We start from the raw sequence: 22,514 nt of genomic DNA on the forward strand, positions 1-22,514 counted from the left end.
ACTCTTACAATTAATAGAGACGATTCTCGTTTATAAGTTACCGCTTCTCAATCGTCGGGAGATAGAAACTATGTTTAGTTTAGATGAATTAAAACAAACTCAGTATTTTCAAGATGTGCGCGAGGAAGCGCGTCAGGAAGGTCGCGAGGAAGGCAGACTAAACAAGGCACTAGAGGCAGTCCCTCGTTTGTTGGCCCTAGGGTTAAGCGTTGAGCAAGTCGCATCCGCCTTAGAATTAGAGGTTGAACAGGTTAGAGCTATACAAAACGGGACATAAAAAATGCGCTCACCTTGTAAAATAAGAGCATGAAAACTGACACGATTTTTTATCAACTCTTTCAATCTTTCCCCTCTATCTTCTTTGAATTAATTCAACTCCCCATCAACGAAGCCAATAACTACCGCTTTGACTCAGTGGAAGTCAAACAACTTTCTTTTCGTCTTGATGGAGTCTTTCTGCCTTAAAATAATCACCCTAGATTTCATCATAAAACCGGGGTTGGGACGAGGATAAAGTTATCCCCTCACCCAACCTTAACTTACCAACGATTTAAGAAACCGCCACCATTACCCCAGCGCGGTCGGGAATTAAAGAAACCACCACGGTCAGACCAACCATTGCCCCAGGGCCGCGCATTAACGAAACTACCACCGCGACCATCTACCCAACCACCGGCACGACTATTCCCCCAACCGCGATTGCCACCATCTCCCCAGCCTAAAGCTTGTAAACTAGGATCGGCAGTACCTTCCGGCAGTTGGTTAACTCGTTCGCGTACAGCGCTGGACAGACGACTTAAACGCGCTTCAATGGGATTACCCTCGTCTGAGGCGGCCTGAGCGGTGCTAGTCAGACCGAAAGCAGATAAAGCGAGAAGAAAGCCGACTAAACCGGTTTTATTACTGATATTCACCTGAATTTATGCTCCTATTTGGCTTCTTGGGGATTAATTTGGGCGTGTTCGATAACTTTGAAGGCAAAAAACCCCTTTAATAATTCTGGGGGGATGGGAACCATGCCTTGACTACCGAACCAGCGATCAATTTGACTAACGGTAGCCGTATCATTGGTGATGTAATCCTGCATCATTTTAACAATGGCATAGTTGACATCATCCAAAAAAGTAGAGTTATTTTCGGGAACCATACAAGCAATGCCAAAATTAGCTAAAGCTTCTTCAGGGACGATTTCGTAAGCTTGAGGGTTATCTCTGAGGATTGTTCCCGCTAAAGAGATGCTATCCCCCGCTATTGCGTCGATTTTACCAGTTTTTAAAGCTTTGATCGCTTCTTCTACGGTGCTGTAGGTGGTAACAATTGTCGCTTGCGGTTGTACTAATTTAATCACATCGACGGCCGCAGAAGTGGGAACCAGGGCGATGCGTTTACCGATTAGGGATTGAGGAGTGGAGAGATTGCTACCTTTTTTGGCTAAAATCCTAATCCCAGAAATGCTGTAACTGATGGAAAAATCGACAACTTTCGCCCTTTCCCAAGTAAAAGCCGTACTACAAGCGATATCGATGTCCCCGCTACGAATGAGGTTAATTTTCTCTCCGGTTTGGTTCGCTTCCACCATTTGCAGGGTGACGGGACGACCGAGACGAGTTTCCAATCGTTTTCTAATTCGTTCTAACACATCCATAGAATAGCCGACCAATTCCCCCTTATCATTGATGTAGGAGTAGGGAATCGCATCAAAACGGGTCCCTACGGTCAAAAATCCCGTGCGAGCCACTTTTTCCACCACTGTTTCCGCTAAACTTGCACTAGCGAGGAACATGGGCAATATGCAACCTAGTCCCACTAATTGTAAAATTTTCTTCATAAATCGAGTGCTTGCTCCCGTACAAACATAACTATACTAGAATTCACTAAAAAATATTCAGGGTTTCGATAATAATTTCTGTGAACTTTTACAAATTAGATGGCGGTTCAAGGCGAATTAATTGACCGTTACCTTCATCGGTGAGCAGGTATAAAAATCCGTCGGGACTTTGACGCACATCCCGCACCCTCTGACCGATGGGAATCGCTTCTTGACTGATAATTTCACCCAATTTATCCACTTCCAGACGACGAATATCCCTGGAAACTAAACCACCGGCGAATAAATTTCCCTGCCAATTAGGAAAACGATTACCGGTATAAAAGACCAATCCCGAAGGAGCGATCGCAGGTGTCCAAATTGTTTTCGGATCGATCAGACCTGGGCGAGATTCTTCGCTGGAAACTGGGGTATTAGTGCCGTACTCTTGACTAGCAGAAACCAATGGCCAACCATAATTTTTACCTTTTTCAATTAAATTTAATTCATCCCCTCCTTTCGCTCCGTGTTCTGTTGCCCAGACTCTTTTAGTCATCGGATCAAAGCTGATTCCTTGAATGTTCCGATGACCATAACTCCAAATTTTAGAACCCGCAAAAGGATTATCTTTCGGTGTGGAACCATCGTCATTGATGCGGATAATTTTACCTAAATGACTTTGCAGATTTTGGGCCTGTTTTCTAATTAAATCCCCCGCTAATTGTAGGGGAGGATTGCCCCCGTCCCCAATCGCCACCAATAAAGTGCCATCCGGTAGCCATAATAACCGCGAACCGAAGTGTTGAGAGCCGGTTTTTGCCTGGGAAACTTCAAAAATAACCCGCACATCTCGCAAGCTTGCACCATCATAAACCGCACGAGCGACGCGGGTACGATTAGCCTCCTGGTCTCCGTGGGCATAAGTTAGATAAATCCAGCGATTTTGGGCAAATTGGGGATGAATTGCCACATCCAGCAATCCTCCTTGTCCGACGGCAAAAACTTCGGGAACTCCAGCGATGGCTTTTGGGTCTAATTTGCCCTCTCTAACCACTCTTAAACGACCGGGGCGCTCTGTGATCAGGATTTCCCCCTTAGGTAGCCAAACCATCGACCAGGGATGCTCTAAACCCTCGATTACGGTCACTTTTTGCCATTGATTTGTCTGGGAATTATTCGCCGAAGTTAATACATTTGCACCTTGACAACCGGAGATAATTATGGTTAGCAAAACGCCAGATACTATAGGCGAGAAAATGCGATTAAGAGAAGTAAGCATTAGTTGGTAACTCCCCATACAAATATTGGTCAATTTTCCCCGACTAATCAAGCTCACCCTATTTTAGAAACCGGGCAGTTTTAAGAAACATTTTAGGCGGTTTGACTTCATTGGGCAATACGCTCTCGACAAGAATCCGTACCCTCGTACCCGCCGCTAGATTTAAGGGAACAAGGGAACATCGGGTTGAAGGGCTGTCCCATCAAATATGCTTTCGAGTTCTCGGAACATTATTCTTGACAGACCACTATGGCCTGTTTCTAGTATAATCCCTTGGGTGTGGAGCCTAAACGTTCAATCTATTAGTATTTTTAAGTATTTCTATGGTCAATCAATAGACATCCCCAAAAACTTATAAGTTAGATGTGACTAGAATGTGATACGACAGTCGCTTTTTTACTTTATGAAGCTATCATTCAAAAATTCTGAATTCATCCATGACTCTCCCGATTATATCAATGATGATATAATCGGTTTTTATTTCTTCTCCCAATAATTCCTCGATTCCCTTATCTTCAAAAAATTGACTAAATAGGGTTTGCTGAAAAAGTTTGTTGGTGGGGTTAGGAGTCAGTAGCTGGTCGTCGGCAGGGGAAGTCAGAATAAATGACCTCGCACGTCTGGAAGCGGAACCCTTCGAGATCGAAGAGCGAAAGCGCAAGGGTTGTGAGTCCCTATTTTGATTTCTCAACGTTTGTTTCTGGCACTTTTTTGGCTAATTAAACCCGGTGTAGAATGGGAGTTACGGGACAATTTAGCGGCTTTTCTCCTCAACCCTTAAATTAATCGTGCCGCGGGGGTTTATTGGTCGGAGAACCCTCCGGAACGACCTTGGAGGTGGGGGGGATACCTTTGAGGGAAATGAGCGTATTCATCACCGTTTTTGCCACTGGAGCGGCAACAGTGGAGCCAAAAGTATTGGCACCCTTGGGTTCATCCACCACCACCAAAACCACATAACGGGGCGATTCGATCGGTAAAATCGCGACAAAACTGGTAATTTTGGCGTTAGGTAGATAACCCCCCGTCGGACTAGCTTTTTGTGCGGTTCCCGTTTTGCCTCCGATGCGATAACCGGGGATTTGGGCCGCTACCCCCGTCCCCTTGCTGACGACGGTTTCCATCATTTCCACCACTTGCCGGGCCACGGTGGGAGAAAAGACTTTTTTGCTGGGATAATCGGGCTGCCAGTGCAAACGGCCGCGGTCGTCGGCTAATCCTTTGATCACATGGGGAGTTACCAAGGTGCCACCATTGGCCAGCGCACCGTGCAATTGTACTAACTTTAAAGGAGTCAGGGATAAACCTTGACCAAAGGAAGCGGTGGCCGATTCAATGGCATTATCCAGAAATTCTGGTTCGGGTTTGAGATATCCTGCCACTTCTCCGGGTAAATCTACGCCAACCCTTTGATTTATTTCCAATCCTAATAAACTTTTATAGAAATCAACTCGCCCCATTTTTTGGGCAATTTGCACCATGGCCACGTTACTAGAGGTTTGCAGAACTCTGGCCATATCTAGCGCCCCATAACCCTGTTTAGAGGCATTTTTAATCGTCCAGGGACCGACAGTAATTGCCCCCGGATCATTGACTACTGTATTAGCTTTAATTGCCCCTGCTTCCATGGCCAGGGCGATAATAATTGGTTTAAAAGTTGACCCCGGTTCGTACTGATCGGCTACGGTCCAATTTTTAAATAGAGCCACATTGGCTTTATAGTATTCGTTGGGGTTAAAAGTTGGCTCACAAACTAGGGCTAAAAGAGAACCATCAAGGGAGTCCATGACGATGACGGCTCCCCGTTTAGCATTAAATTTTTTTAGCTGTTCTCGTAGGGCCGTCCTAGCGGCTCTTTGTAGTTTTAAATCGAGGGTTACTTCTAACTGTAATTCATCAAATTGAAAGATACCATCGGGAACAAAAGCTGGTAAAATTCGCCCGTCTCCCATGCGTCTTGTATTGACAGAAAAAGGATCTCTTTCTAATAACTGACTGGAACCTCTTTCTAATCCTGCTTGGCCACGATGTTCTTTATCTACATAGCCAATCACGTCGGCTGCCACATCGTCTTGGGGATAATAACGAGCGTATTTTTCCTCTAATTCTACACCGTCAAGAGATAATTGTTTTAATCCCCTAGCCACGGATTCGGTTAATTGATTGGCTAAACGAATTCCTGTTTCTTTTTCTTTAAATTTTTGAATCAGTTGATTAGTGGGAATATTTAATAAAGGAGCTAATTTATCAGCCACTTCTGCCGGCGGAATAGCAAACAGTTTTGGGTGTACATAAAGAGTATAAATCAAGCGATCGGTCGCCAAAACATTACCATTACTATCGACGATCGCCCGTCGGGGAATATAGGGTCTAATACTGGTAGTTTGCTGTTGTCTGGCTCTTTTTTGCAATTCCTGTGCTTGGACTATTTGTAATTGGTACAATCGCCAAGCTAACCCCAAAATACCCATGACTAAAATCAACCACACCGCCAGCAATCGCCCGTTACTCAAAGGCAATTTTTTTAACTGTTGTTGCTGTTTTTTGGCGTTTAAATAGGACTTTCTGTCCCGGATCCTGCCAGAGGGCGATCGAGTTTTTTTACCTCTAAATTTGGGTCTTTTTGTGTCAGTCATGAGAAGTATCTTTCAGTTATCAGTGAGCAGTAATCAGTGAGCAGTAATCAGTAATCAGTAATCAGTAATCAGTAAACAGTAACAAGACAGTAGGAAACTTCTATTTAATACTGCACACTTAAAAACTCACATCTGATAACTGTTAACTTCCCCACTGATAACTGATAACTGATAACTGTTAATAGGCACTTCTCGGTCGAGAATTGACGGTAGATTGGGGTTGAGAAGCGGGGGCAGGTTTCAGGTTCGGGGCAGATTTACGCTGTAAAAAGATAGTTTGGAAGGGTTGGGGATGAGTCAATCCCGTTTCGGGTTTTTCTGCTTGTTGAGCTAGTTGATGTTTAAGGGTTTCATTGGTGGCCAAAAGATGGCGCTCGTGACGTTGCAGTGTTTCCAGTTTACCAAATTCTTTGTCCCAAACCTTGGGAATATATACCGTCCAAGCATATATTCCCAGAGTCGAACCCAACAGACAAAAAGTAATCACGGCCACTATTCTTTCTAGGAGGCAAAGGGAACGTAATTGACGCGAGGCTAATTGTTTTTGTGTCGGGGCCACGGGAACTCTCGCCACCGATTTAGTCGCCGGTTTAGCCGTTGGGGTCGCCTGATTTACTGGTGACTGGGGACGGCGTTGACTCGCTTGGCTTTTTTGGCGAGAAACGGGAATGGGAATATAGGACTTATGGGCAGCAGACATGATTTTCTCTCAATATTTCTAGCTAGTTGTCGTTGTCAAAAATTAAGTTTCTAAAATTAGGAGTCGGTCATCAGGAGGAAATATTTAATTGATAACTGTTGCCTTTTTTCCTTTTTCCTTTCTACTTTTTCCTTTAAAATCACTGCTCTAGTTCTAGACGTAAACGATATAAAATAGTTTGCGGATGAACTTGAGCGAGAATTTGATTGATCACCGTACTCGGTCCGGATGCCCCCCAACTGCAACCGCGTTCTAGATAGATTTTAGCGGCTTTTCCGATGATATAGGTTCCATAAGCAGCAATTGCCCCCTGTAGGAGAGCGGTGCTACCGTAGAGGGTTAAAGAGGTGGGATTTTCAAAAATACTGGCCGCCGCCGCCGCCGTTTTGCCCAAACCGATAATCACACTGCCGAGGATTTCCCCCACCAGCAACCCCCCACTACTCAAAAGTAGCGTCCGCCAGAGTTGACCAGCTTGGTGACTGGTAATCGGCAAGCCGTACAAACGAGCTAAAGCCCGAACTAGAGTCAAATCGACGATTGAAGCCCCTAGTAGGTCTAAAATAGCGATCGGATTGGCCGCAATCGCTAAAGCCTTATATTTCGCGTATTGCCAGATAATTTCCTCCGCTTGACTGTCCCGGAGTTCCAGGGTTTTTCTAGCGATATTTTCCTCCGCTTCTTGCCCTTGCACTAAAGCATTTAAGGCCAGCAGCGATCGCCCTTCCCGATTTAAAATCGTTAAGAGTTTATCTTGCAGCTCCTCAATTTGGGGGGGAGGGGTTTCCCACTCAGTCACCACGCGCCCATCGGGGTATTCCACCCGGACGGGAATCGGTTGCGGTTCGGCGGCTACCATAACTATCTCATCGCTAGTTAACAAATCTTCTAACGTTTTTTCGTTCCGATTGGTTCCTAATCTCTGTAACTGCTGAAAAATCTGGCGGCGATCGGCTTCTGGATAGAGGTCAATCTTATTAAACACCAAAATGATCGGTTTTTTCGCCCCGCGCAATTCTCCTAAGGCCTCGTATTCAGTCCGGGTAATATCCCCCGCGACGATAAATAAAATTAAATCGGCACTTTTAGCGACTTCTCTGGCCATATTCGCCCGCGCTTCCCCTTCAATCTCATCCAATCCGGGGGTATCGATTAATTCTATCTGAATTTTACCCGTGGCTGGTGTCCAACGCACCGATCGCGGCCAGCGTGTCACCCCGTGCAGGGGGCCAGTTGTCAGGACTTTTTGACCGACTAAAGCGTTTACCACCGAGGATTTACCGCGACTGACTAACCCGAAGGCTGCCACCCGAATCACCGTTTCATCCAGTTTATCCAAGGCCGATTTTAGGGACTGCAAATCCTGTTTAACGGCGGCCTGAAGTTGGGGATCGGGGGGATAATTCCAATGGCGGCGAAAACTGGCATACCAAGTTAAAGCCTGTTGTAAACTAGCTTTAGCCTGATTGTAATGAGTTTCCTCGAGCGATGGGGTCTTGGTCACGGTTGATTTTTTTACTGTTTATTGATGCTGCTGCCTTTATTGTAGAGTTTCGGGGCGGTAACTGAGATGAGGTTATCTGGGGAGATGGGGACGTGGGGGTGTGGGGAGTAGGAGAGATGGGGGAATTTCAACGAAAACCCTAAAACCCTAAAACCCTAACATCTAACATCCTACTCCGCCAATCCCAATTGGCCCAATAGCTGAAGGATAGTTTTTCCCGTTACGGGATCTCGCCAATCGGGGGCAATTTCTGCCAGGGGAAGCAGCACGAAGGCCCGTTCTCGGCAGCGGGGATGGGGTATCTGTAATTCGGGCGTTTCTAAGATCAGGTCATCATAAAATATTAAGTCTAAATCGAGGGTACGCGGTCCCCATCTTTCTCGTCGGACTCTCCCGAATAACTGCTCGATTTCTAATAATTTATGCAGTAAATCTAGGGGCGATAAATCCACTTGCACAATGGCGCAACCGTTGAGATAATCGGGCTGAGGCGGACCGACGGCTGTGGTTTGATACCATTGGGAATGAGCTTCTAGTTTAATTCCTTTGACTCGCTCTAATTCCCCTAAAGCTTGCCCTAAAATTGTCGCTGAATCTCCTAAATTACTGCCCATAGCGATCGCTGCCCGTTTCATCCACACCCTTCCTCAACAATAATCTCGGCTAATTCCCCCGTCGCTCCCAAAGATTTACCTAAAGATATATTGACATTTGGATGGTTTTGTGATAGTTCAAAAACTTGGGCTTCGATCGCGGCGGTAATTCCACCAGCAAAGAGGAAATAGGGCAGTATAGCAATTGTTTGGCTACCTTGAGCGATTAAACTCTCGATTTGTTGGGATAAACTCGGTTCTATCGACCAATAAGCTGTAATTGCTCCAGAAAACGCCGCTAGATTTTCCACTTCCCGATTACCTCCGGGGCGACGACTACCGTGGGACAGTAAAATGCGGTCTTGGGGGCTTAAATCAGCAAATTGTCGGGATAACAGCGATTTTATGCCCTGATAACTGCCTAAATGGGGCTTTAACTCTAGCTTAATCGGCGATTGCACTTTAGCCACAGCCGCGGGAATATCTTCTTTAACGTGAACCCCCGACAGGAGAAACAGGGGGATAATCTGCAACCGGTTACATCCTTGGCTTTGTGCTTGTTGGGCAAAAGCTTCTATTTGTTGATGGAGAGGTGTTATCACTAATTCTAGGGCGGCAGTCCCTACTAATACCCGATTATCTGCTTCTAGAACCGCTAGAGATGGGCTAAACTCCGATTTACTCGCCAATCTTTCGGCAGGTTGACTGATTTTTTCCTGAACTAAGGCTGCTAATTGCGTCACCGCCATGGCTGGACGCGGATCGCGACTACCGTGGAAAACCAATAAGTAGGCTGAGGAGGTCTTCAAAGAAATCTTGCCAAAATAGTTTAGTTTTAGCCTAATACATTTTCTCTCCCTTTAGGCATAAATGCCCCTGATATTCTCAATTTAGCTGGTAAGCGGGAAAACGTCCCCATTGGTGGGAAGCGCTACCATTTTAGGCAATGTAAAGTGTGAGCAAATCAGCCCACCGCCTTGAGTTAGCCTAGATATTGAGGTATAACCTAATTAATCGCCCAACTTAGTCAACGAGGCAGTTAACGTGAAAGTGGAAACAGACAGTAAAAAATTACCCTCCTACGAACAACCACCTCTAATAGAAGTGGTAAAATTACCTACAGTTTTATCATCAGAATCTTGCCGGATAGACGCAGCAGAAGATGATGATGATGAACTGGATTGTCGGGGAGTTTTTGTAGTTTCCCATCAACCGAAAATCTTATTTTCCGAAGAAGTAAACATTAAATCTCAGGAAAAATCCACTTGGAAACCTTGTGTTGTAATTGATAATTATCGACTCGAAGATGATAACTAATGACCTTTGGTATGAGGCGGTAGATGCAAATGTTGAGTTAACCCAAGGGGATATTATTCTTAATTGTCCTGTGGTTCGTTGGGCTTCTAAATCTGTTGAGGTAAGCAATCAAACAGAAATTGAAACACTTCGATCCTTATTGGAAGTGGCTGAGATTGATCTGGTTGTTATCACCCAAGGCTGCGACTTAGAAAACAAGAAAGTCAACAATGTCATCCTTTGCCCTCACCTTGCTCTCAGTCAATATCAAGAATATTGGGAACAGACGATGAACAATATGAAACAAAATCCTACGGCCAAGGCGTGGGGGAGATATTGTGATGATATTAAAAATGGTTATATATGGAATCTTTCTATGCTCAACGAAGGGGAAATTGGCGAACTAAAATTAACTCATCGGATAGTTGATTTTCATGATGTGTACACTTTGCCGAGGACTTTTTTGGAATCCTTCTTGCAAAATAAACAGCAACCTCGACTTCGTTTACGTCCTCCCTATCGTGAACATTTATCTCAATCTTTCGCTAGATTTTTTATGCGAGTTGGTTTACCTACAGGAGTAAAAAAAGTCTGGTAATAGATAAATCACCTTAACTTTTACCAATAACTACCTATATTGAAAAATTGGTTTTTTGACGATTGGATGAATCAGATTCTTTTCCTAGCCACAGTTCCAGTTTTGTTGGTGATTGGGTTCACTTGATAACGAATTATTGCGATCGCTTGCCATTGACTAACTTTCAGCGATAATCTAAAGTCAGAGTCCATCGGGAGATAAGATCATGAACTTTCGTCTAGTTCTATTTTCAGGCCTAGTTACGGCTTTAGTTGGTGCTGGTATCGGTTATGGCATTAGCCGCATTGAACGCAATCCCAGCCAAGTCAACTATAAAAATCCCTATAACTATCAAATCATCTATGGACGTTATTTGACCGGTGCCGGGGCAGCCTTGGGCTTCTGTGTGGGTGCGGGTTTGCAAATGGTCAAAGAACTCAAAGAAGCCAGAGATAGAGAAATGGGCATCCTAGATGATGGCTCAGAATTCTAGTCTTTTGGGGCTAATTCCTCAAGAATGATGAATTGAACGTGATTAATCGCTAAATCGCCGATGGGAACTTGGGTTTTTAACACCGGTTGTCCTTCACTGAGCATTCGTTCAAAGGGGATATCTTTGGCAATTTCCGTGTGATACCAAGCTAAACCCATAAAGAAACGATTGGGATAGGGACCGCCTTCAAAGATATCATCGGGATTGGACTCCATGGGAACCCAACCGATAGAGGGGAGATAAAATTCCATCCAGACGTGATTGTAATCCGGTTCGAGGGGTAAATTACGTTCGAGGGGATGGGGTGGGCATTTATAACGTCCTACCGTACGACAGGCAATACCATTGAGACGACACAAAGCCAATAATAAACCCACATATTCGCCACAGGAACCCACTCCGCGCCGCAGGGCAATATCGGGGGTGTCGATGTTGGGTTTGATGCCGTAGGAAAGCTGATCATAGACGTAGTTACGAATACTATAAACTTTTCGGAGGAGATTGGTTTCCCGACCGATCGCTTCTTCGGCAGCATTGAGGATAATTTCTGTATTCATGGCCAGATCATCATTATCGATCAAATAGCGATCGGGAAAATCGGCGGGTAAGGGGGGTAAATCTTCGCAGTCTTGGGGAGTAATTTGGTATTTAATTCCCCACACTTCTAATACTACTTTCCACCCAAAAATATGACGTTGTTTGCCGGTTATTTGCTCGAACTTAAATACTGCCACCCGCTGCCCGTCTTGAATTTCTTCAATAAAAGGCAATCCCACCGCTTCGACGCTGCGAATTTTTTGCCGCGGTGTTTCTAGGGGTAAAGCGATGCGCCATTCCACATCTTTTAGTTCGATATTATATAGAGGTTCCAATTCCTCGACGTAGGATAATTCAATCAGATAACCGTTAGAAAGGGCGTATTTTTTAGCGGGATCGTAGTGAAAATATAGAGGATGGACAAAAGTACGCGGACGATAGCTAAGTTCGTGAACCTGTTCGGAATTGGGATTATCGCGGATACAGGGTTCTTGGAAAGCATAGGCTACATATAGGATATCCTTGCCACTGTTAGCATCGCGATAAAATGCTAATCCCGTCGGCGATTCAAAAGGAGTTATCATGCTAAAAAGCTGTTCTCCCGTGGCGCGATCAAGACAGTAAACCGTTTGTTCTAGGGTATCCGTTAACCAAAGTTCTTCCCCGCGAATGGTGATATTTTCGATGCCGATACCAGGCGCGTACAAACGAGTAATTTCCTGTCCCGATTGGCGATCAAATATAAAGATTTGTCCAGAACGTTGACAAGTGACATAAATTGTGTTACCAGTTACGGCGACTCCGTTAGCGGTGTAGGGAAGACGGGTAAAAAATTTCGGGGTAAAATCTTCGAGAGTGCAGCAGTAGAGATTTTCGCGAGTGGTAAACCAGAGGTTATTTTGATCATCGATTGCCAATCCCGTCGTCCCGACGAATTCTTGCCAGCGATGGGAATTAAGTACAGTTGTATGACCAGTATCGAGGGCAATTTGGTATAAATAGCCGTTTTTTGCGTCGATAGCGATTAATTTGTTATCTTGAAATACAATTCCGTGCAGGGCCGTGGCGCTAATCGGACGAATCGTTTGACGATGGGAGGGAAGACTGGCAGGATCGAAAATCATAGGAGGAAGCGAAAAGGGAGAGCGTTTTTAGGTGAATAAAACAGCAATTCTTCCCACGATAGCAAATTTTATCGCCCTTGAATGCTCGTAATGAACTCCAATTCTGAAAAAAATGTCAAGAATTGTCACCTATAGTCCCTCTCATACCCTTGTACCTACCTACGAGTGTTTCAATCGTTGCAGTTATTGTAATTTTCGCAGGGATTTAGGCACTGATGGCTGGTTAAGTCTAGACAAGGCCAAAGAGATTTTAACTGCTTTGCAGGGTTCGGAAATTACGGAAATTTTAATTCTTAGCGGCGAAGTTCATCCTTTAGCAGCCAATCGAGAGTCATGGTTTCGGCATATTTATAATTTAGCAGCATTGGCTTTAAATATGGGTTTTTATCCCCATACCAATGCAGGTATTTTAACTTTTGCCGAGATGGAAAACCTGAAAAATGTCAATCTATCTATGGGCATAATGTTAGAACAAATGACGGTGACTTTATTAGATACCGTCCATCGTCAGGCTCCCAGTAAAGTGCCGTCCCTGCGCTTAGAACAGTTACAATGGGCGGGAGAATTAGGAATTCCTTTTACCACGGGGTTATTATTAGGAATTGGTGAAACAGAATGCGATCGCTTAGTAACCTTAGAAACTATTGCCGCTATTCATCAACGTTGGGGACATATTCAAGAAGTGATCCTACAACCCTATAATCCTGGCAAAAGAGAACAGTGGCAAAATAATCCTTTTGATCTGCAAAAGTTACCCGATCTGGTTAGGCAAGCCAGGGAAATTCTGCCCTCAGATATTGTCATTCAAATTCCCCCGAATTTAGTACCCGATCCTCTTTTTCTCTTGGATTGTTTAGCGGCAGGAGCGCGGGATTTAGGCGGTATTGGCCTTATCGATGAAGTTAATCCCGATTACCTCCATTTACACCCCGATAAATTAAAGGAATTTTTAGCAGTTTATGGCTGGGAATTAAAGCCACGCCTACCGGTTTATCAGTAAACAGTGATCAGTAATCAGTAATCAGTGATCATTAATCAGTGATCAGTAAACAGGGAAAAGATAGCACTGTTAATGCCATTTAACACTCCTTACTTAATACCGCATAATTGATTATTATTCATTCTTAATTCTCCTGACGACCGACTCCTAACTCCTAGCGCCTGACGACCGACTCCTAACCCTAACAACAATTTTTGATTTTTACCAGAGGTCTTATGATTCCCTCAAGCGAGCGCTACTGGCTCAAAAATGCTCATATTCCCGTTTACCTGCTAGAAAATGAGAGTTTCTCTCCCCAAACCGCCGAGGGATTAACCTTAGTTAATCTGGAAATTAATGACGGTAACATTAATCGCATCACCTCAACCATCCCCCCCGAAGATAATATTCCCGTTATTGACCTCAAAAAAAAGATTATTTTTCCTTGTTTTATCGATATGCACACCCATCTCGATAAAGGTCATAGTTGGCAGCGTTGTCCTAACCATGATGGCACTTTTGACAGCGCCTTAAAAATGGCCCTAGAGGATTCCCGACGGGAGTGGCACTTAGAGGATGTGTATCGTCGCATGGAATTCGGCGTTAAATGCAGTTATGCCCACGGAACCGCCGCTATTCGCACTCATATCGACTCTTTTGGTCAACAGGCACAGATTAGCTTAACTGCTTTGGCAGAATTGCAACGACAATGGGCCGGTAAAATCACCCTGCAAGCGGTTTCTCTAGTTTCCCTTGACTACTATCAAACCTCCGAAGGAGCGGCCTTAGCCGATAAAATAGCCGAATTTGGGGGCATATTAGGGGGAGTAGCCTACACAAATCCAGATTTACAGGCACAAATTGATATTACCTTCAAATTAGCCCAAGAAAGGGGTTTAAATCTCGATTTTCATCTGGATGAAAACGGCGATTCCGATTCTACCTGTTTAGCAGCGATCGCGCGTACTGCTATCAAAAAGCAATTTTCTGGACAAATTATCTGTGGTCACTGTTGCAGTTTAGCGGTACAATCCCCTGAAATAATCCAAGAAACCCTAAATTTAGTCAAAAATGCGGGCATTGCTATCGTTAGCTTGCCGATGTGCAATCTCTACCTACAGGATCGTCAAGAGGAAAAAACCCCCTTTTGGCGCGGAACAACTAAGATAAAAGAGATGAAAAAAGCGGGAATTCCGGTTGCTTTTGCCAGTGATAACTGTCGCGATCCCTTTTATGGTTTTGGGGATCACGATGGTTTAGAAGTCTTTACCCAAGCGGTACGAATTGCTCACCTCGACACTCCCTACGCTGACTGGGTAAATAGTGTCACCCTCACCCCAGCAAATCTGCTCGGATTGCCCCATTTAGGGCGCATTAAGACGGGTCTAGAGGCAAATTTGTTAATTTTCAAGGCGCGATACTTTAGCGAGCTATTATCGCGACCACAGTGGGATCGCCTCGTGATTCGGCGCGGGTTGAGCATCGATACTACTCTCCCCGATTACCAAGAGTTAGATGATTTAGTTCTAGGAATTGATCAAATCCTGTAAGGGTTTGACAAAAACCACCGATTCTAGGTTGATAGCACCGTAAATATGGGGAAAGGTCTCTTTTTCTAGCTCTAAAGTGGCATTTTCTGGGTTAGGATGTTGGGGCTGCTCCCATTTGACCGGGGACTGCAATTGTTCGAGAGAAATGGCTAAAACCAGCAAATCTGGCTGATTTTGATAAAAAGCGTCCACAACTTTCGGAATTTGTTCTAAGGTGGAGCAATGGATAAATCCCTCATTTTTTAGGGAATAAGCCCGATATTCCCCCATTTCACGAGCTATTTGCCAACCTCTTTCTGTAGTGATGTGATAGATCATCGGTTCGCCTCCTACTGTCACTTTATCCCTAATTTTAGGATATAGCCTGAAGCTGTCAGCGGCCCTCAATTCTCTTAAACTAGGGGTCAGGGAATCAAAGACAAGAAATTTGTCCGACCACTGACCAGAAAAAAATTGCCGATAACGTCCTCAAAATCTCTTGATAGTCTCCTTTTACCTGATATTAACCATTTCCCTTTAAAATGGGCTTACCGAGCCAATAACTGCAAAAATCTATGCTAGATAAAATATTTACTCCCAATCCCTACGCTGAAAAACCCGCGCCGCTGCGTCCTCGCAAGGGGGTAATTATCGGTGTTGGTCAGGTGGGGATGGCCTGCGCTTACTCGATGTTAATTCAAGACTGTTTTGATGAATTAATTCTGCAAGATATCGCCACGGATAAAGTCGAAGGGGAAGTGATGGATTTAAGGCACGGAATGCCTTTTATTGAACCCACAGACTTGAAAATGGGAACCGTGGCCGATGTGGGACAAAATGCCGATGTGGTGATTATTACTGCTGGGGCTGCCCAAAAAGAGGGAGAAACCCGATTACATCTCCTTGAACGAAATGTGGCGATTTTTCGCCGTATTCTTGCGGATGTGGCTGTTTACTGCCCCAGTGCTTTGATTTTGGTGGTGAGTAATCCCGTTGATATCATGACCTATGTTACCCTGAAAATCACCAATTTTCCGCCTTCTAGGGTGATTGGTTCGGGTACAGTGCTAGATTCTGCCCGTTTACGCTCTCTTTTATCCACCCAACTCCATGTAGATGCGCGTAACGTCCACGCTTATATTATCGGTGAACACGGGGATAGTGAGCTTGCGGTCTGGAGTTCGGCTAATATCGGAGGAGCAAGGTTATTAGAAGGAGATTGGCAGGATTTAAGCGCGGCCGACCAAGAAAGCTTAACAGAAATTTTTCTGCAAGTTAAAAACGCCGCCTATGAAATTATCAAACGCAAGGGTTATACTAGCTATGCGATCGGTTTAGCTACCACGGATATCGTGAAAGCGATTTTACGTTCCCAAGAAAGAATTCTCACTATTAGCACTCTCCTCGATGGTCAATACGGTCTCAAAGATGTGTGTTTAAGTATTCCCTCGGTGGTTAACGAGAAAGGAGTGATAAAAACTCTGAATCTTGCTCTTAGTCCCAGAGAAACCCAACAGTTACATAATTCGGCCAAAATCATGCGCGATTTAATCGAGCAACTCGAAATTTAGTCAGCAAACCCTAATTAGCGATAAAATGGGTGTGTATCTTCAAATTTGACCTGTTATATGACTAATCGTTTAGAAGTTGAGTCGGCTATTAAGCAACTGCCAGAGAGTGAAGTCCGCGCTCTGGCAAACTGGCTTCAAGACTATCTTGATGAGATGTGGGATAGACAAATTGAAATGGATGAACCGATAGATATTGAAGTAGTTAGAACTGAAGCACTAAGAAAGCTGGGTAGAAATATAGTTAATTTTTCAAAGATTGAAGGTATTTTAAAGTATCTACTTTCAGTGACTCATATCGACGGATTATCAACATCAACTCGTAACCAGTTCGTTGACAATTATGAGAGATTTCGTAAGCACACATTAGGTATGCTAGTTGGGAAATTACATAACGCTGTGCTAGGGGATGATAGTCAGTCTAAACCTCAACTATTTAAGGTTACCTATAGTGACTCAGATTTCTTGAATGCTCAGAAACAGGATCTCTCAGACATTGTGCTGGAACGAAACAAGTTGATTCATGAATATTTAGCGCCACTCGATACTAGCTCTATAGAAGAATATTACAAGTTAATCAGTCTTTTAGATGAACAAAACCCTCGATTATTAGCTCATCTTGAAGAGCTTGGGTGGATGCTAACCTCATTTATAGATCTGGTAGGGTGCGTTAATGAAATGTAACGCACCTCTTTTTTCTCTAGTCAAACTATTAGAGCCAGTCTTAGGTTAGGTTGCCGAAAAAACATCTAGCCTAGGATTCCTCGGCTCTCCCGGGTTTGGTGGGTAAAATGTATTCTAAGATACATTCCTCCTAGCGAGGGGGTGGAACGAACCACAAAGACACAAAGGACACAAAGGAAAGATCGATCCTATGTAAGTTAAACTTATCACACAGAACCTAGAAGAGCCATTCCTCTAGCCACTAGATGCCATGATCAAGTCATGTCTGTCCCTGACTAAAATAGAATTAGCGATTTCCCTAAGAGACCTAATTCCATGACGATTATCACTCTTTCACGTTATGTCACCAGAAACAATGAGATTTTAGGTGGAGAGCCAATTATTGAAGGCACTCGCACATCTATTCGCGCAATCGTAGGTCTGTGGCGATTAGGTGTGATGCCAGAGGAAATTCCAACTCATTTACCTCATTTGACCTTAGCACAAGTGTTCGATGCCTTGAGTTTTTATTTGGATCATCAAGCAGAAATTAACGAGTACATTGAACGTAACCAAGTCCCCGATGAGTTGGTGCATCCTTCTGTAAAGACAGCTTTGGGTAAGCTATGAGCATATTTGCTTCGCTTTACATGGACGAAGATATGTCGGCGTTAGTTGCAAGACTTCTGCGTTCTCGTGGTTTAGATGTCACCACTGTTCCTGAGCAGTCAACTTTAGGCAAAACTGACAGCGAACAATTAGAATTTGCAGCTTCTTTAGGTAGATGTCTTGTAACCCACAACCGAGTTGATTTTGAACGATTGCATCTTCAATTCATAGAGGAAGGCAGAGAACATTGTGGAATTATTGTTGTCCCTCAGAAAACTGCCTACGAGGTCGTGCAACGGGTTGGTATTTTAGTTAACACGTTGACTGTTGATAGTATTAATAATCAGTTACTATACGCATGATTTCTCCGCAAATTTACACTCTAAGCAGAAGCCAGCTAACAAGTTGATGAAGCGGCAATGTTCTAGTTCATTCATCGCCGCTCTGGTAGGGTGTGTTAATGAAATGTAACGCACCTCTTTTTCTCTAGTCAAACTATTTTTGACTAATCTCGAATGCTAAGTCGTATCTGTAAAAACAGACATCAAAGGCAAGAAAGAAGTTCATCTGTCCTAACGTTTGCAGAAAAGGTTTTTAGATTTATCCAGCAAACCCTAATTAGCGATAAAATGGCTGTAATCTTCAAATTTGACCTGTTATATGACTAATCGCTTAGAAGTTGAGTCGGCTATTAAGCAACTGCCAGAGAGTGAAGTCCGCGCTCTGGCAAACTGGCTTCAAGACTATCTTGATGAGATGTGGGATAGACAAATTGAAATGGATGAACCGATAGATATTGAAGTAGTTCGCACTGAAGCACTAAGAAAGCTGGGTAGAAATATAGTTAATTTTTCAAAGATTGAAGGTACTTTAAAGTATCTACTTTCAGTGACTCAGATCGAGGGATTATCAACATCAACTCGTAACCGGTTCGTTGACAATTATAAGAAATTTCGTGAGCTCACATTAGGTCGCCTAGTTGGGAAATTACATAACACTGTGCTAGTGGATGATAGTCAGTCTGAACCTCAACTAGACTCTTCTGAGTTAGGTATGTCTTTGTCATTTAAGGTTTCCTATAGTGACTCAGATTTCTTAACTGCTCAGAAACAGGCTCTCTCAGACATTGTGGCGGAACGAAACAAGTTGATTCATGAAGATTTAGCGCTACTCGATACTAGCTCTATAGAAGACTATTATGAGTTAATCAGTTTTTTAGATGAACAAAACCCTCGATTATTAGCTCATCTTGAAGAGCTTGGGTGGATGTTAACCTCATGTATAGAGGCAGTAAAAGACCTTCAATCATTCATTAAATCACCAGACTTTTACCAGTTTATACACTCTAGCCAATCCGATGCCTAACAAGTGCGTGTACAGGGAACGGCAGCATACACTATCGGTTATGATGCAGATAGTTGGTCACACCCTGTCCCCAGGAAAAACTTTTTTAGCAGACCCTGGTTATTATACCGATAGGACGGGTTGGCCGGTAGAAATGGCTTTTTCGACAATATCGGCGGCCATTTTCACTCCTCCAGTCTTCTGTAGTGCTTTTTGCATTCTCAGGGCATTTTCTCGGTAACTGGGGACGGATAAGACCTTTTCAATCGCCTTTCGTAAACGGGGAACTTCTAGACGGGAAATCGGAATCACTTCCCCTGTCCCCGACCATTTTATCCGAGCAGATACCCCCGGTTGGTCGTTAGCGATGGGAATGGCCACCATCGGTACAGCTTGGGCAAGGGATTCTAGGGTAGTATTTAAGCCTGCGGGGGTGATAGTAAGAGAGGCTCTAGTTAAAAGCTCTAATTGGGGAGCGTAGGGAACAACTAGGGCGTTTTTGGTTGTTATTTGAATGTTAGAGTCGGTGTTGCCCAAGGATAAAACTAATTGTACCGGCAAATCGGCACAGGCTTCGGCGATCGCATTAAAAGTCGATTGTAGGCGAGTTTGAATTGTACCAAGGGAAGCATAAATCAAGGGTTGTCCGGTTAATTTTTCGTAGGGAAAAGGAATCGGTTTTCTGGTGGAGGAATCGTGAAAGGGGCCGGTAAAGTGGAAGTGAGCGGGTAAATTTTGCCGAGGAAACTCAAATTCGGCAGGTTGTTGGCTAATTTGGGCAAGGGGGGAATAGCGTTGATTGATGTTTTGATAGGGAATTAACCCCCATTCTTGACGCTGCTGGTTGATTAACTCATTCAGGGGACGAGTCAAAGAGTCAAGGAGTTTATAGCCAATTTTATTGCGAATAACCCCGATAAATGAGGGATTATAGTCCCAAGTAGTCATAAAGGGCGGAATAAGCGGATCGCGATTTAAAACCAATGCCGAACAAAAACTGATAAAGGGAATAGCCAATTTTTCTGCGATTGTACCCCCTGAGGGGGAGACTTGATCGACAATTAGGGCATCAATTCCCAAGCGACGCATCTCTTGAGGGATAGTTTCAAAGAGGGTCGCTGTAGAATCAGTTACTAATTCTACCGTGCGTCGGACGGCGGCTGTTCCCCGTAATTGACCAATTTCGGCTAAATTTTTGGCTGATGTGCCTTTCGGATATTGGTCGGGTGCAATTGCCTGAAAATCTAAGCCGGCTGCTTGCACCATTTCTTCACCATCAAGAGTTAAAAAACAGGTAACTTTATGACCGCGTTTTTGTAATTCTTTTCCTAAAGGTAGGAGAGAATAAATATGTCCAGAAGTTGTAGGACAGAGGAAACCAAAATGAGTCATTAAACACCTCCACAGGTTTTCTTTAATTCTTCTAGATTCCAGAATGCACCACCCAAGGCGGAGAATTGTATTCCTTCAAAGCAGTTACGCACGGCCCCCAAAGCGAGGGGATTAACTAGATAAATAAACGGGACGTATTCCTGTTGAAGTTGTTGAATTTCATTATAGATAACTTTGCGCTTCTCAAAGTCTAATTCTTGGGAACCTTTGACGTATAAATCGGCGATTTTTTTCTCCCAATCCGCCGCTTGCCAGCCTTGAATCGGCGGGCTGCCGGGTTGAGGTTGTTGGTTAAAAGCGTGGAGATTTCCATCTACATACCAAATATTGGGGGCGTGGGGTTCATTATCGCCGGTAAAACCTAAAATATGTGCTTCCCAATCTAGACTATTACTTAGTTTATCAACTAAATTACTAAAAGCGATCGCTTGAAAATCCACTTGAATTCCTATTGCGGCTAAATCATTTTTAATTTGTGCGCCAATTGCTTCCCGGATTTTGTTACCTGCATTAGTAATCAGGTTAAATCTAACGGGATTATTATCGGCATCGACTAGGAGATTATCACTATTATACTTAAATCCCGCCTCTAATAATAATTCTTTGGCTTTTTCGGGATTGTAATTGTAACCTTTCAGGTTTTTATCGTAAAAAGGCGATTGGATAGAAAGAAAAGAATTTTGTGCTTCTCCCAATCCTCGATAGATATCATCAATCATTCTTTGACGATTAATGCCGTAGGCAATAGCTTGACGGAAATTTAAGTTATTAAACCACCTGGATTTAATTGGCTCTACTAGGGGTTTTCCGTCGCGTTTTCCTTGGTTGAGATTAAAACCGATAAATTGGGTTCCGTAGGCAGGTCCCCCATTAAAAATAGTGAAATTTCCTCTTTCTTCTTCAGTTTTTAAGAGGGAGAAAAATTCGGGAGTTACCCCAATAGAATCTAAACTTCCCGAGCGAAATTGTAGTAAAGTTGTGTCCTGAGATTCAACAATTGCCCAAATTACTGAAGTTATATGGGGTAATTGTTGTCCCTGGTCATCTTTTTTCCAATAGTAAGGGTTATTCTCAAAAATAATCCTTTGTCCCGTGATATATTCTTTTAGTTTATAAGCACCATTAAAAACAATTTTATCAGGAGGAGTATCTAACCCCCAAGTGGAGAGAAATTCTAACCTACCATCGGGGCTTTTTTTCTGAATAGTTTTTTCTAAAGCGTGTTTAGGTAAAATCGGTGAACTGACAGCATCTAAAAAAGGAGCAAAAGGTTCGGGGAGTTTAAATTCGATTCGGCGATTATCTAGTTTAGTGATAACTGGAAATTCTTTTTTTAATCCTATTCTTAAACTATCGCGGTAGTTGTTGGGAATATCAGGATTTAGATATAAGTCTTTATAGGTAAAAACCACATCATCAACGGTTAAGGGTTGACCATCTGACCATTTTAAACCCTCTCTCATAGTAAAAATAATGCTCAAATTATCATCGGAAATTGTCCAAGATTCTGCTAAGACCGGTTCTTTTTTGCCAGTAATGGGATTTTCTGTTAATAGTCCTTCGTAGGTTAACCCAAAAATATTCGGGGATTCGGCCGATAAAACAGCATTAAAGGTTTTTGGGTCACTTAATACCGATATGACCACTTGATTGCGTCTAACTTGATTACCACAAGCAGTTAGGGAAATCAGCAATAAACAAGAAATTAAAAATACCGTTAATCCCTGCCAAAATTTCACCATAATCTTTAATATTTTTCTGTCCGACTATCTAGAAGTAAAGACCTTGTCTTGCTATATACACCGAAACTGACCAAGCTGAAAGCCGCTGGACTGTTTCCTTGCCCCATCAATATAACAGGAAATGAGACAAAAAATCTCGCCT

Annotated in this window: 23 protein-coding genes and 2 pseudogenes; 12 read left to right on the forward strand and 13 right to left on the reverse strand. The window is 43.5% G+C overall.

All coding sequences use genetic code 11. The features are described from left to right. Together IM473_RS13290 and IM473_RS13295 are read left to right on the forward strand one after the other, a co-directional pair. Positions 1 to 277: pseudogene (locus IM473_RS13290) on the forward strand (Rpn family recombination-promoting nuclease/putative transposase); the annotation flags it as partial. A gap of 29 nt (positions 278 to 306) precedes the next feature. Continuing rightward, positions 307 to 462: pseudogene (locus IM473_RS13295) on the forward strand (DUF2887 domain-containing protein); the annotation flags it as partial. Between the two features lie 77 nt (positions 463 to 539). On the opposite strand, the gene grrA reads toward IM473_RS13295, so the two are convergent. The 9 genes from grrA to IM473_RS13340 form a co-directional block, all read right to left on the reverse strand. Further along, a complete protein-coding gene (gene grrA, locus IM473_RS13300) occupies positions 540 to 914 on the reverse strand; it encodes a GrrA/OscA1 family cyclophane-containing rSAM-modified RiPP (RefSeq protein ID WP_287656740.1) in 375 nt (124 codons plus the stop codon). Positions 915 to 928: 14 nt separating this feature from the next. Next, positions 929 to 1,828 carry an extracellular substrate binding-like orphan protein GrrP gene (grrP, locus tag IM473_RS13305; RefSeq protein WP_287656741.1) on the reverse strand — a complete coding sequence of 300 codons (900 nt, stop codon included), beginning with the start codon at positions 1,826 to 1,828 and terminating at the stop codon, positions 929 to 931. Positions 1,829 to 1,916: 88 nt separating this feature from the next. Then, positions 1,917 to 3,086 (reverse strand): PQQ-dependent sugar dehydrogenase, encoded by a 1,170-nt coding sequence (locus tag IM473_RS13310; RefSeq protein ID WP_287656743.1) that lies wholly within the window; start codon positions 3,084 to 3,086, stop codon positions 1,917 to 1,919. Between the two features lie 412 nt (positions 3,087 to 3,498). Continuing rightward, entirely contained in the window at positions 3,499 to 3,777 is a 279-nt protein-coding gene (locus tag IM473_RS22750; RefSeq protein WP_407069676.1) for a hypothetical protein, read from the reverse strand. A gap of 91 nt (positions 3,778 to 3,868) precedes the next feature. Beyond that, positions 3,869 to 5,722, reverse strand: a complete 1,854-nt coding sequence (locus IM473_RS13320; RefSeq protein ID WP_287656746.1) for a peptidoglycan D,D-transpeptidase FtsI family protein — start codon at positions 5,720 to 5,722, stop codon at positions 3,869 to 3,871. A gap of 178 nt (positions 5,723 to 5,900) precedes the next feature. Further along, a complete protein-coding gene (locus tag IM473_RS13325; RefSeq protein ID WP_287656747.1) occupies positions 5,901 to 6,422 on the reverse strand; it encodes a hypothetical protein in 522 nt (173 codons plus the stop codon). Positions 6,423 to 6,561: 139 nt separating this feature from the next. Further along, positions 6,562 to 7,926 (reverse strand): GTP-binding protein, encoded by a 1,365-nt coding sequence (locus IM473_RS13330; RefSeq protein ID WP_287656749.1) that lies wholly within the window; start codon positions 7,924 to 7,926, stop codon positions 6,562 to 6,564. A 170-nt stretch (positions 7,927 to 8,096) separates the two neighbouring features. Then, entirely contained in the window at positions 8,097 to 8,561 is a 465-nt protein-coding gene (gene folK / locus IM473_RS13335; protein ID WP_287656750.1) for a 2-amino-4-hydroxy-6-hydroxymethyldihydropteridine diphosphokinase, read from the reverse strand. Further along, positions 8,558 to 9,328: a sirohydrochlorin chelatase gene (locus tag IM473_RS13340; protein WP_502845930.1), complete on the reverse strand. Its 771-nt coding sequence runs from the start codon at positions 9,326 to 9,328 to the stop codon at positions 8,558 to 8,560. The genes folK and IM473_RS13340 overlap by 4 nt, the downstream gene beginning before the upstream one ends. A gap of 241 nt (positions 9,329 to 9,569) precedes the next feature. Here IM473_RS13340 and IM473_RS13345 point away from each other — a divergent pair, with 241 nt between their 5' ends. The 3 genes from IM473_RS13345 to IM473_RS13355 all read left to right on the forward strand — a co-directional run bounded on the left by IM473_RS13345 (position 9,570) and on the right by IM473_RS13355 (position 10,885). Then, the gene (locus IM473_RS13345; protein ID WP_287690477.1) at positions 9,570 to 9,836 is read left to right on the forward strand and encodes a hypothetical protein; all 267 of its coding nucleotides are present in this window, start codon (positions 9,570 to 9,572) and stop codon (positions 9,834 to 9,836) included. Next, positions 9,826 to 10,413 (forward strand): hypothetical protein, encoded by a 588-nt coding sequence (locus IM473_RS13350; protein ID WP_287656752.1) that lies wholly within the window; start codon positions 9,826 to 9,828, stop codon positions 10,411 to 10,413. The genes IM473_RS13345 and IM473_RS13350 overlap by 11 nt, the downstream gene beginning before the upstream one ends. Positions 10,414 to 10,618: 205 nt before the next feature. Next, positions 10,619 to 10,885 (forward strand): hypothetical protein, encoded by a 267-nt coding sequence (locus IM473_RS13355; RefSeq protein ID WP_287656754.1) that lies wholly within the window; start codon positions 10,619 to 10,621, stop codon positions 10,883 to 10,885. On the opposite strand, the gene IM473_RS13360 is transcribed toward IM473_RS13355, so the two are convergent. Further along, positions 10,882 to 12,546, reverse strand: a complete 1,665-nt coding sequence (locus tag IM473_RS13360) for a transglutaminase domain-containing protein (RefSeq protein WP_287656756.1) — start codon at positions 12,544 to 12,546, stop codon at positions 10,882 to 10,884. The genes IM473_RS13355 and IM473_RS13360 overlap by 4 nt on opposite strands. 112 nt (positions 12,547 to 12,658) lie before the next feature. Here IM473_RS13360 and cofG point away from each other — a divergent pair, with 112 nt between their 5' ends. Beyond that, positions 12,659 to 13,546: a 7,8-didemethyl-8-hydroxy-5-deazariboflavin synthase subunit CofG gene (cofG, locus tag IM473_RS13365; RefSeq protein WP_287656757.1), complete on the forward strand. Its 888-nt coding sequence runs from the start codon at positions 12,659 to 12,661 to the stop codon at positions 13,544 to 13,546. A 215-nt stretch (positions 13,547 to 13,761) separates the two neighbouring features. Beyond that, positions 13,762 to 15,075: a cytosine deaminase gene (locus tag IM473_RS13370; protein WP_287656758.1), complete on the forward strand. Its 1,314-nt coding sequence runs from the start codon at positions 13,762 to 13,764 to the stop codon at positions 15,073 to 15,075. Here IM473_RS13370 and IM473_RS13375 read toward each other — a convergent pair. Next, a complete protein-coding gene (locus IM473_RS13375) occupies positions 15,052 to 15,393 on the reverse strand; it encodes a DUF952 domain-containing protein (protein ID WP_287656761.1) in 342 nt (113 codons plus the stop codon). The two genes, IM473_RS13370 and IM473_RS13375, sit on opposite strands and share 24 nt — an antisense overlap. Positions 15,394 to 15,629: 236 nt before the next feature. On the opposite strand from IM473_RS13375, the gene IM473_RS13380 reads away from it, so the two are divergent. The 5 genes from IM473_RS13380 (at position 15,630) to IM473_RS13400 (ending at position 19,259) form a co-directional block, all read left to right on the forward strand. Then, positions 15,630 to 16,625 (forward strand): L-lactate dehydrogenase, encoded by a 996-nt coding sequence (locus tag IM473_RS13380; protein WP_287656763.1) that lies wholly within the window; start codon positions 15,630 to 15,632, stop codon positions 16,623 to 16,625. Positions 16,626 to 16,682: 57 nt separating this feature from the next. After that, positions 16,683 to 17,306 carry a hypothetical protein gene (locus tag IM473_RS13385; RefSeq protein ID WP_287690479.1) on the forward strand — a complete coding sequence of 208 codons (624 nt, stop codon included), beginning with the start codon at positions 16,683 to 16,685 and terminating at the stop codon, positions 17,304 to 17,306. Between the two features lie 315 nt (positions 17,307 to 17,621). Continuing rightward, positions 17,622 to 17,915, forward strand: a complete 294-nt coding sequence (locus IM473_RS13390; protein ID WP_287078595.1) for a DUF433 domain-containing protein — start codon at positions 17,622 to 17,624, stop codon at positions 17,913 to 17,915. After that, entirely contained in the window at positions 17,912 to 18,256 is a 345-nt protein-coding gene (locus tag IM473_RS13395) for a DUF5615 family PIN-like protein (protein WP_287690481.1), read from the forward strand. Before IM473_RS13390 ends, IM473_RS13395 begins: the two co-directional genes overlap by 4 nt. 298 nt (positions 18,257 to 18,554) lie before the next feature. Then, positions 18,555 to 19,259, forward strand: coding sequence for a hypothetical protein (locus tag IM473_RS13400; protein WP_287675981.1), 705 nt, complete (start codon positions 18,555 to 18,557; stop codon positions 19,257 to 19,259). Positions 19,260 to 19,361: 102 nt separating this feature from the next. Here IM473_RS13400 and IM473_RS13405 read toward each other — a convergent pair whose 3' ends face one another. Next, positions 19,362 to 20,630, reverse strand: a complete 1,269-nt coding sequence (locus IM473_RS13405; protein ID WP_287656768.1) for a glycosyltransferase — start codon at positions 20,628 to 20,630, stop codon at positions 19,362 to 19,364. Beyond that, positions 20,630 to 22,372: an ABC transporter substrate-binding protein gene (locus IM473_RS13410; protein ID WP_287656770.1), complete on the reverse strand. Its 1,743-nt coding sequence runs from the start codon at positions 22,370 to 22,372 to the stop codon at positions 20,630 to 20,632. Before IM473_RS13410 ends, IM473_RS13405 begins: the two co-directional genes overlap by 1 nt. Between the last annotated feature and the right edge of the window lie 142 nt (positions 22,373 to 22,514).

This window comes from Microcystis sp. M015S2, from assembly GCF_020245945.1.
Taxonomy (GTDB): Bacteria; Cyanobacteriota; Cyanobacteriia; order Cyanobacteriales; family Microcystaceae; genus Microcystis.

Coding starts and splice junctions, on each gene's coding strand:
- grrP (WP_287656741.1), bottom strand. CDS start 1,828: ATGAAGAAAATTTTACAATTAGTGGGACTAGGTTGCATATTGCCCATG.
- IM473_RS13310 (WP_287656743.1), bottom strand. CDS start 3,086: ATGCTTACTTCTCTTAATCGCATTTTCTCGCCTATAGTATCTGGCGTT.
- IM473_RS13320 (WP_287656746.1), bottom strand. CDS start 5,722: ATGACTGACACAAAAAGACCCAAATTTAGAGGTAAAAAAACTCGATCG.
- IM473_RS13325 (WP_287656747.1), bottom strand. CDS start 6,422: ATGTCTGCTGCCCATAAGTCCTATATTCCCATTCCCGTTTCTCGCCAA.
- folK (WP_287656750.1), bottom strand. CDS start 8,561: ATGAAACGGGCAGCGATCGCTATGGGCAGTAATTTAGGAGATTCAGCG.
- IM473_RS13350 (WP_287656752.1), top strand. CDS start 9,826: ATGATAACTAATGACCTTTGGTATGAGGCGGTAGATGCAAATGTTGAG.
- IM473_RS13355 (WP_287656754.1), top strand. CDS start 10,619: ATGAACTTTCGTCTAGTTCTATTTTCAGGCCTAGTTACGGCTTTAGTT.
- IM473_RS13360 (WP_287656756.1), bottom strand. CDS start 12,546: ATGATTTTCGATCCTGCCAGTCTTCCCTCCCATCGTCAAACGATTCGT.
- cofG (WP_287656757.1), top strand. CDS start 12,659: ATGTCAAGAATTGTCACCTATAGTCCCTCTCATACCCTTGTACCTACC.
- IM473_RS13370 (WP_287656758.1), top strand. CDS start 13,762: ATGATTCCCTCAAGCGAGCGCTACTGGCTCAAAAATGCTCATATTCCC.
- IM473_RS13375 (WP_287656761.1), bottom strand. CDS start 15,393: ATGATCTATCACATCACTACAGAAAGAGGTTGGCAAATAGCTCGTGAA.
- IM473_RS13380 (WP_287656763.1), top strand. CDS start 15,630: ATGCTAGATAAAATATTTACTCCCAATCCCTACGCTGAAAAACCCGCG.
- IM473_RS13385 (WP_287690479.1), top strand. CDS start 16,683: ATGACTAATCGTTTAGAAGTTGAGTCGGCTATTAAGCAACTGCCAGAG.
- IM473_RS13390 (WP_287078595.1), top strand. CDS start 17,622: ATGACGATTATCACTCTTTCACGTTATGTCACCAGAAACAATGAGATT.
- IM473_RS13395 (WP_287690481.1), top strand. CDS start 17,912: ATGAGCATATTTGCTTCGCTTTACATGGACGAAGATATGTCGGCGTTA.
- IM473_RS13400 (WP_287675981.1), top strand. CDS start 18,555: ATGACTAATCGCTTAGAAGTTGAGTCGGCTATTAAGCAACTGCCAGAG.
- IM473_RS13405 (WP_287656768.1), bottom strand. CDS start 20,630: ATGACTCATTTTGGTTTCCTCTGTCCTACAACTTCTGGACATATTTAT.
- IM473_RS13410 (WP_287656770.1), bottom strand. CDS start 22,372: ATGGTGAAATTTTGGCAGGGATTAACGGTATTTTTAATTTCTTGTTTA.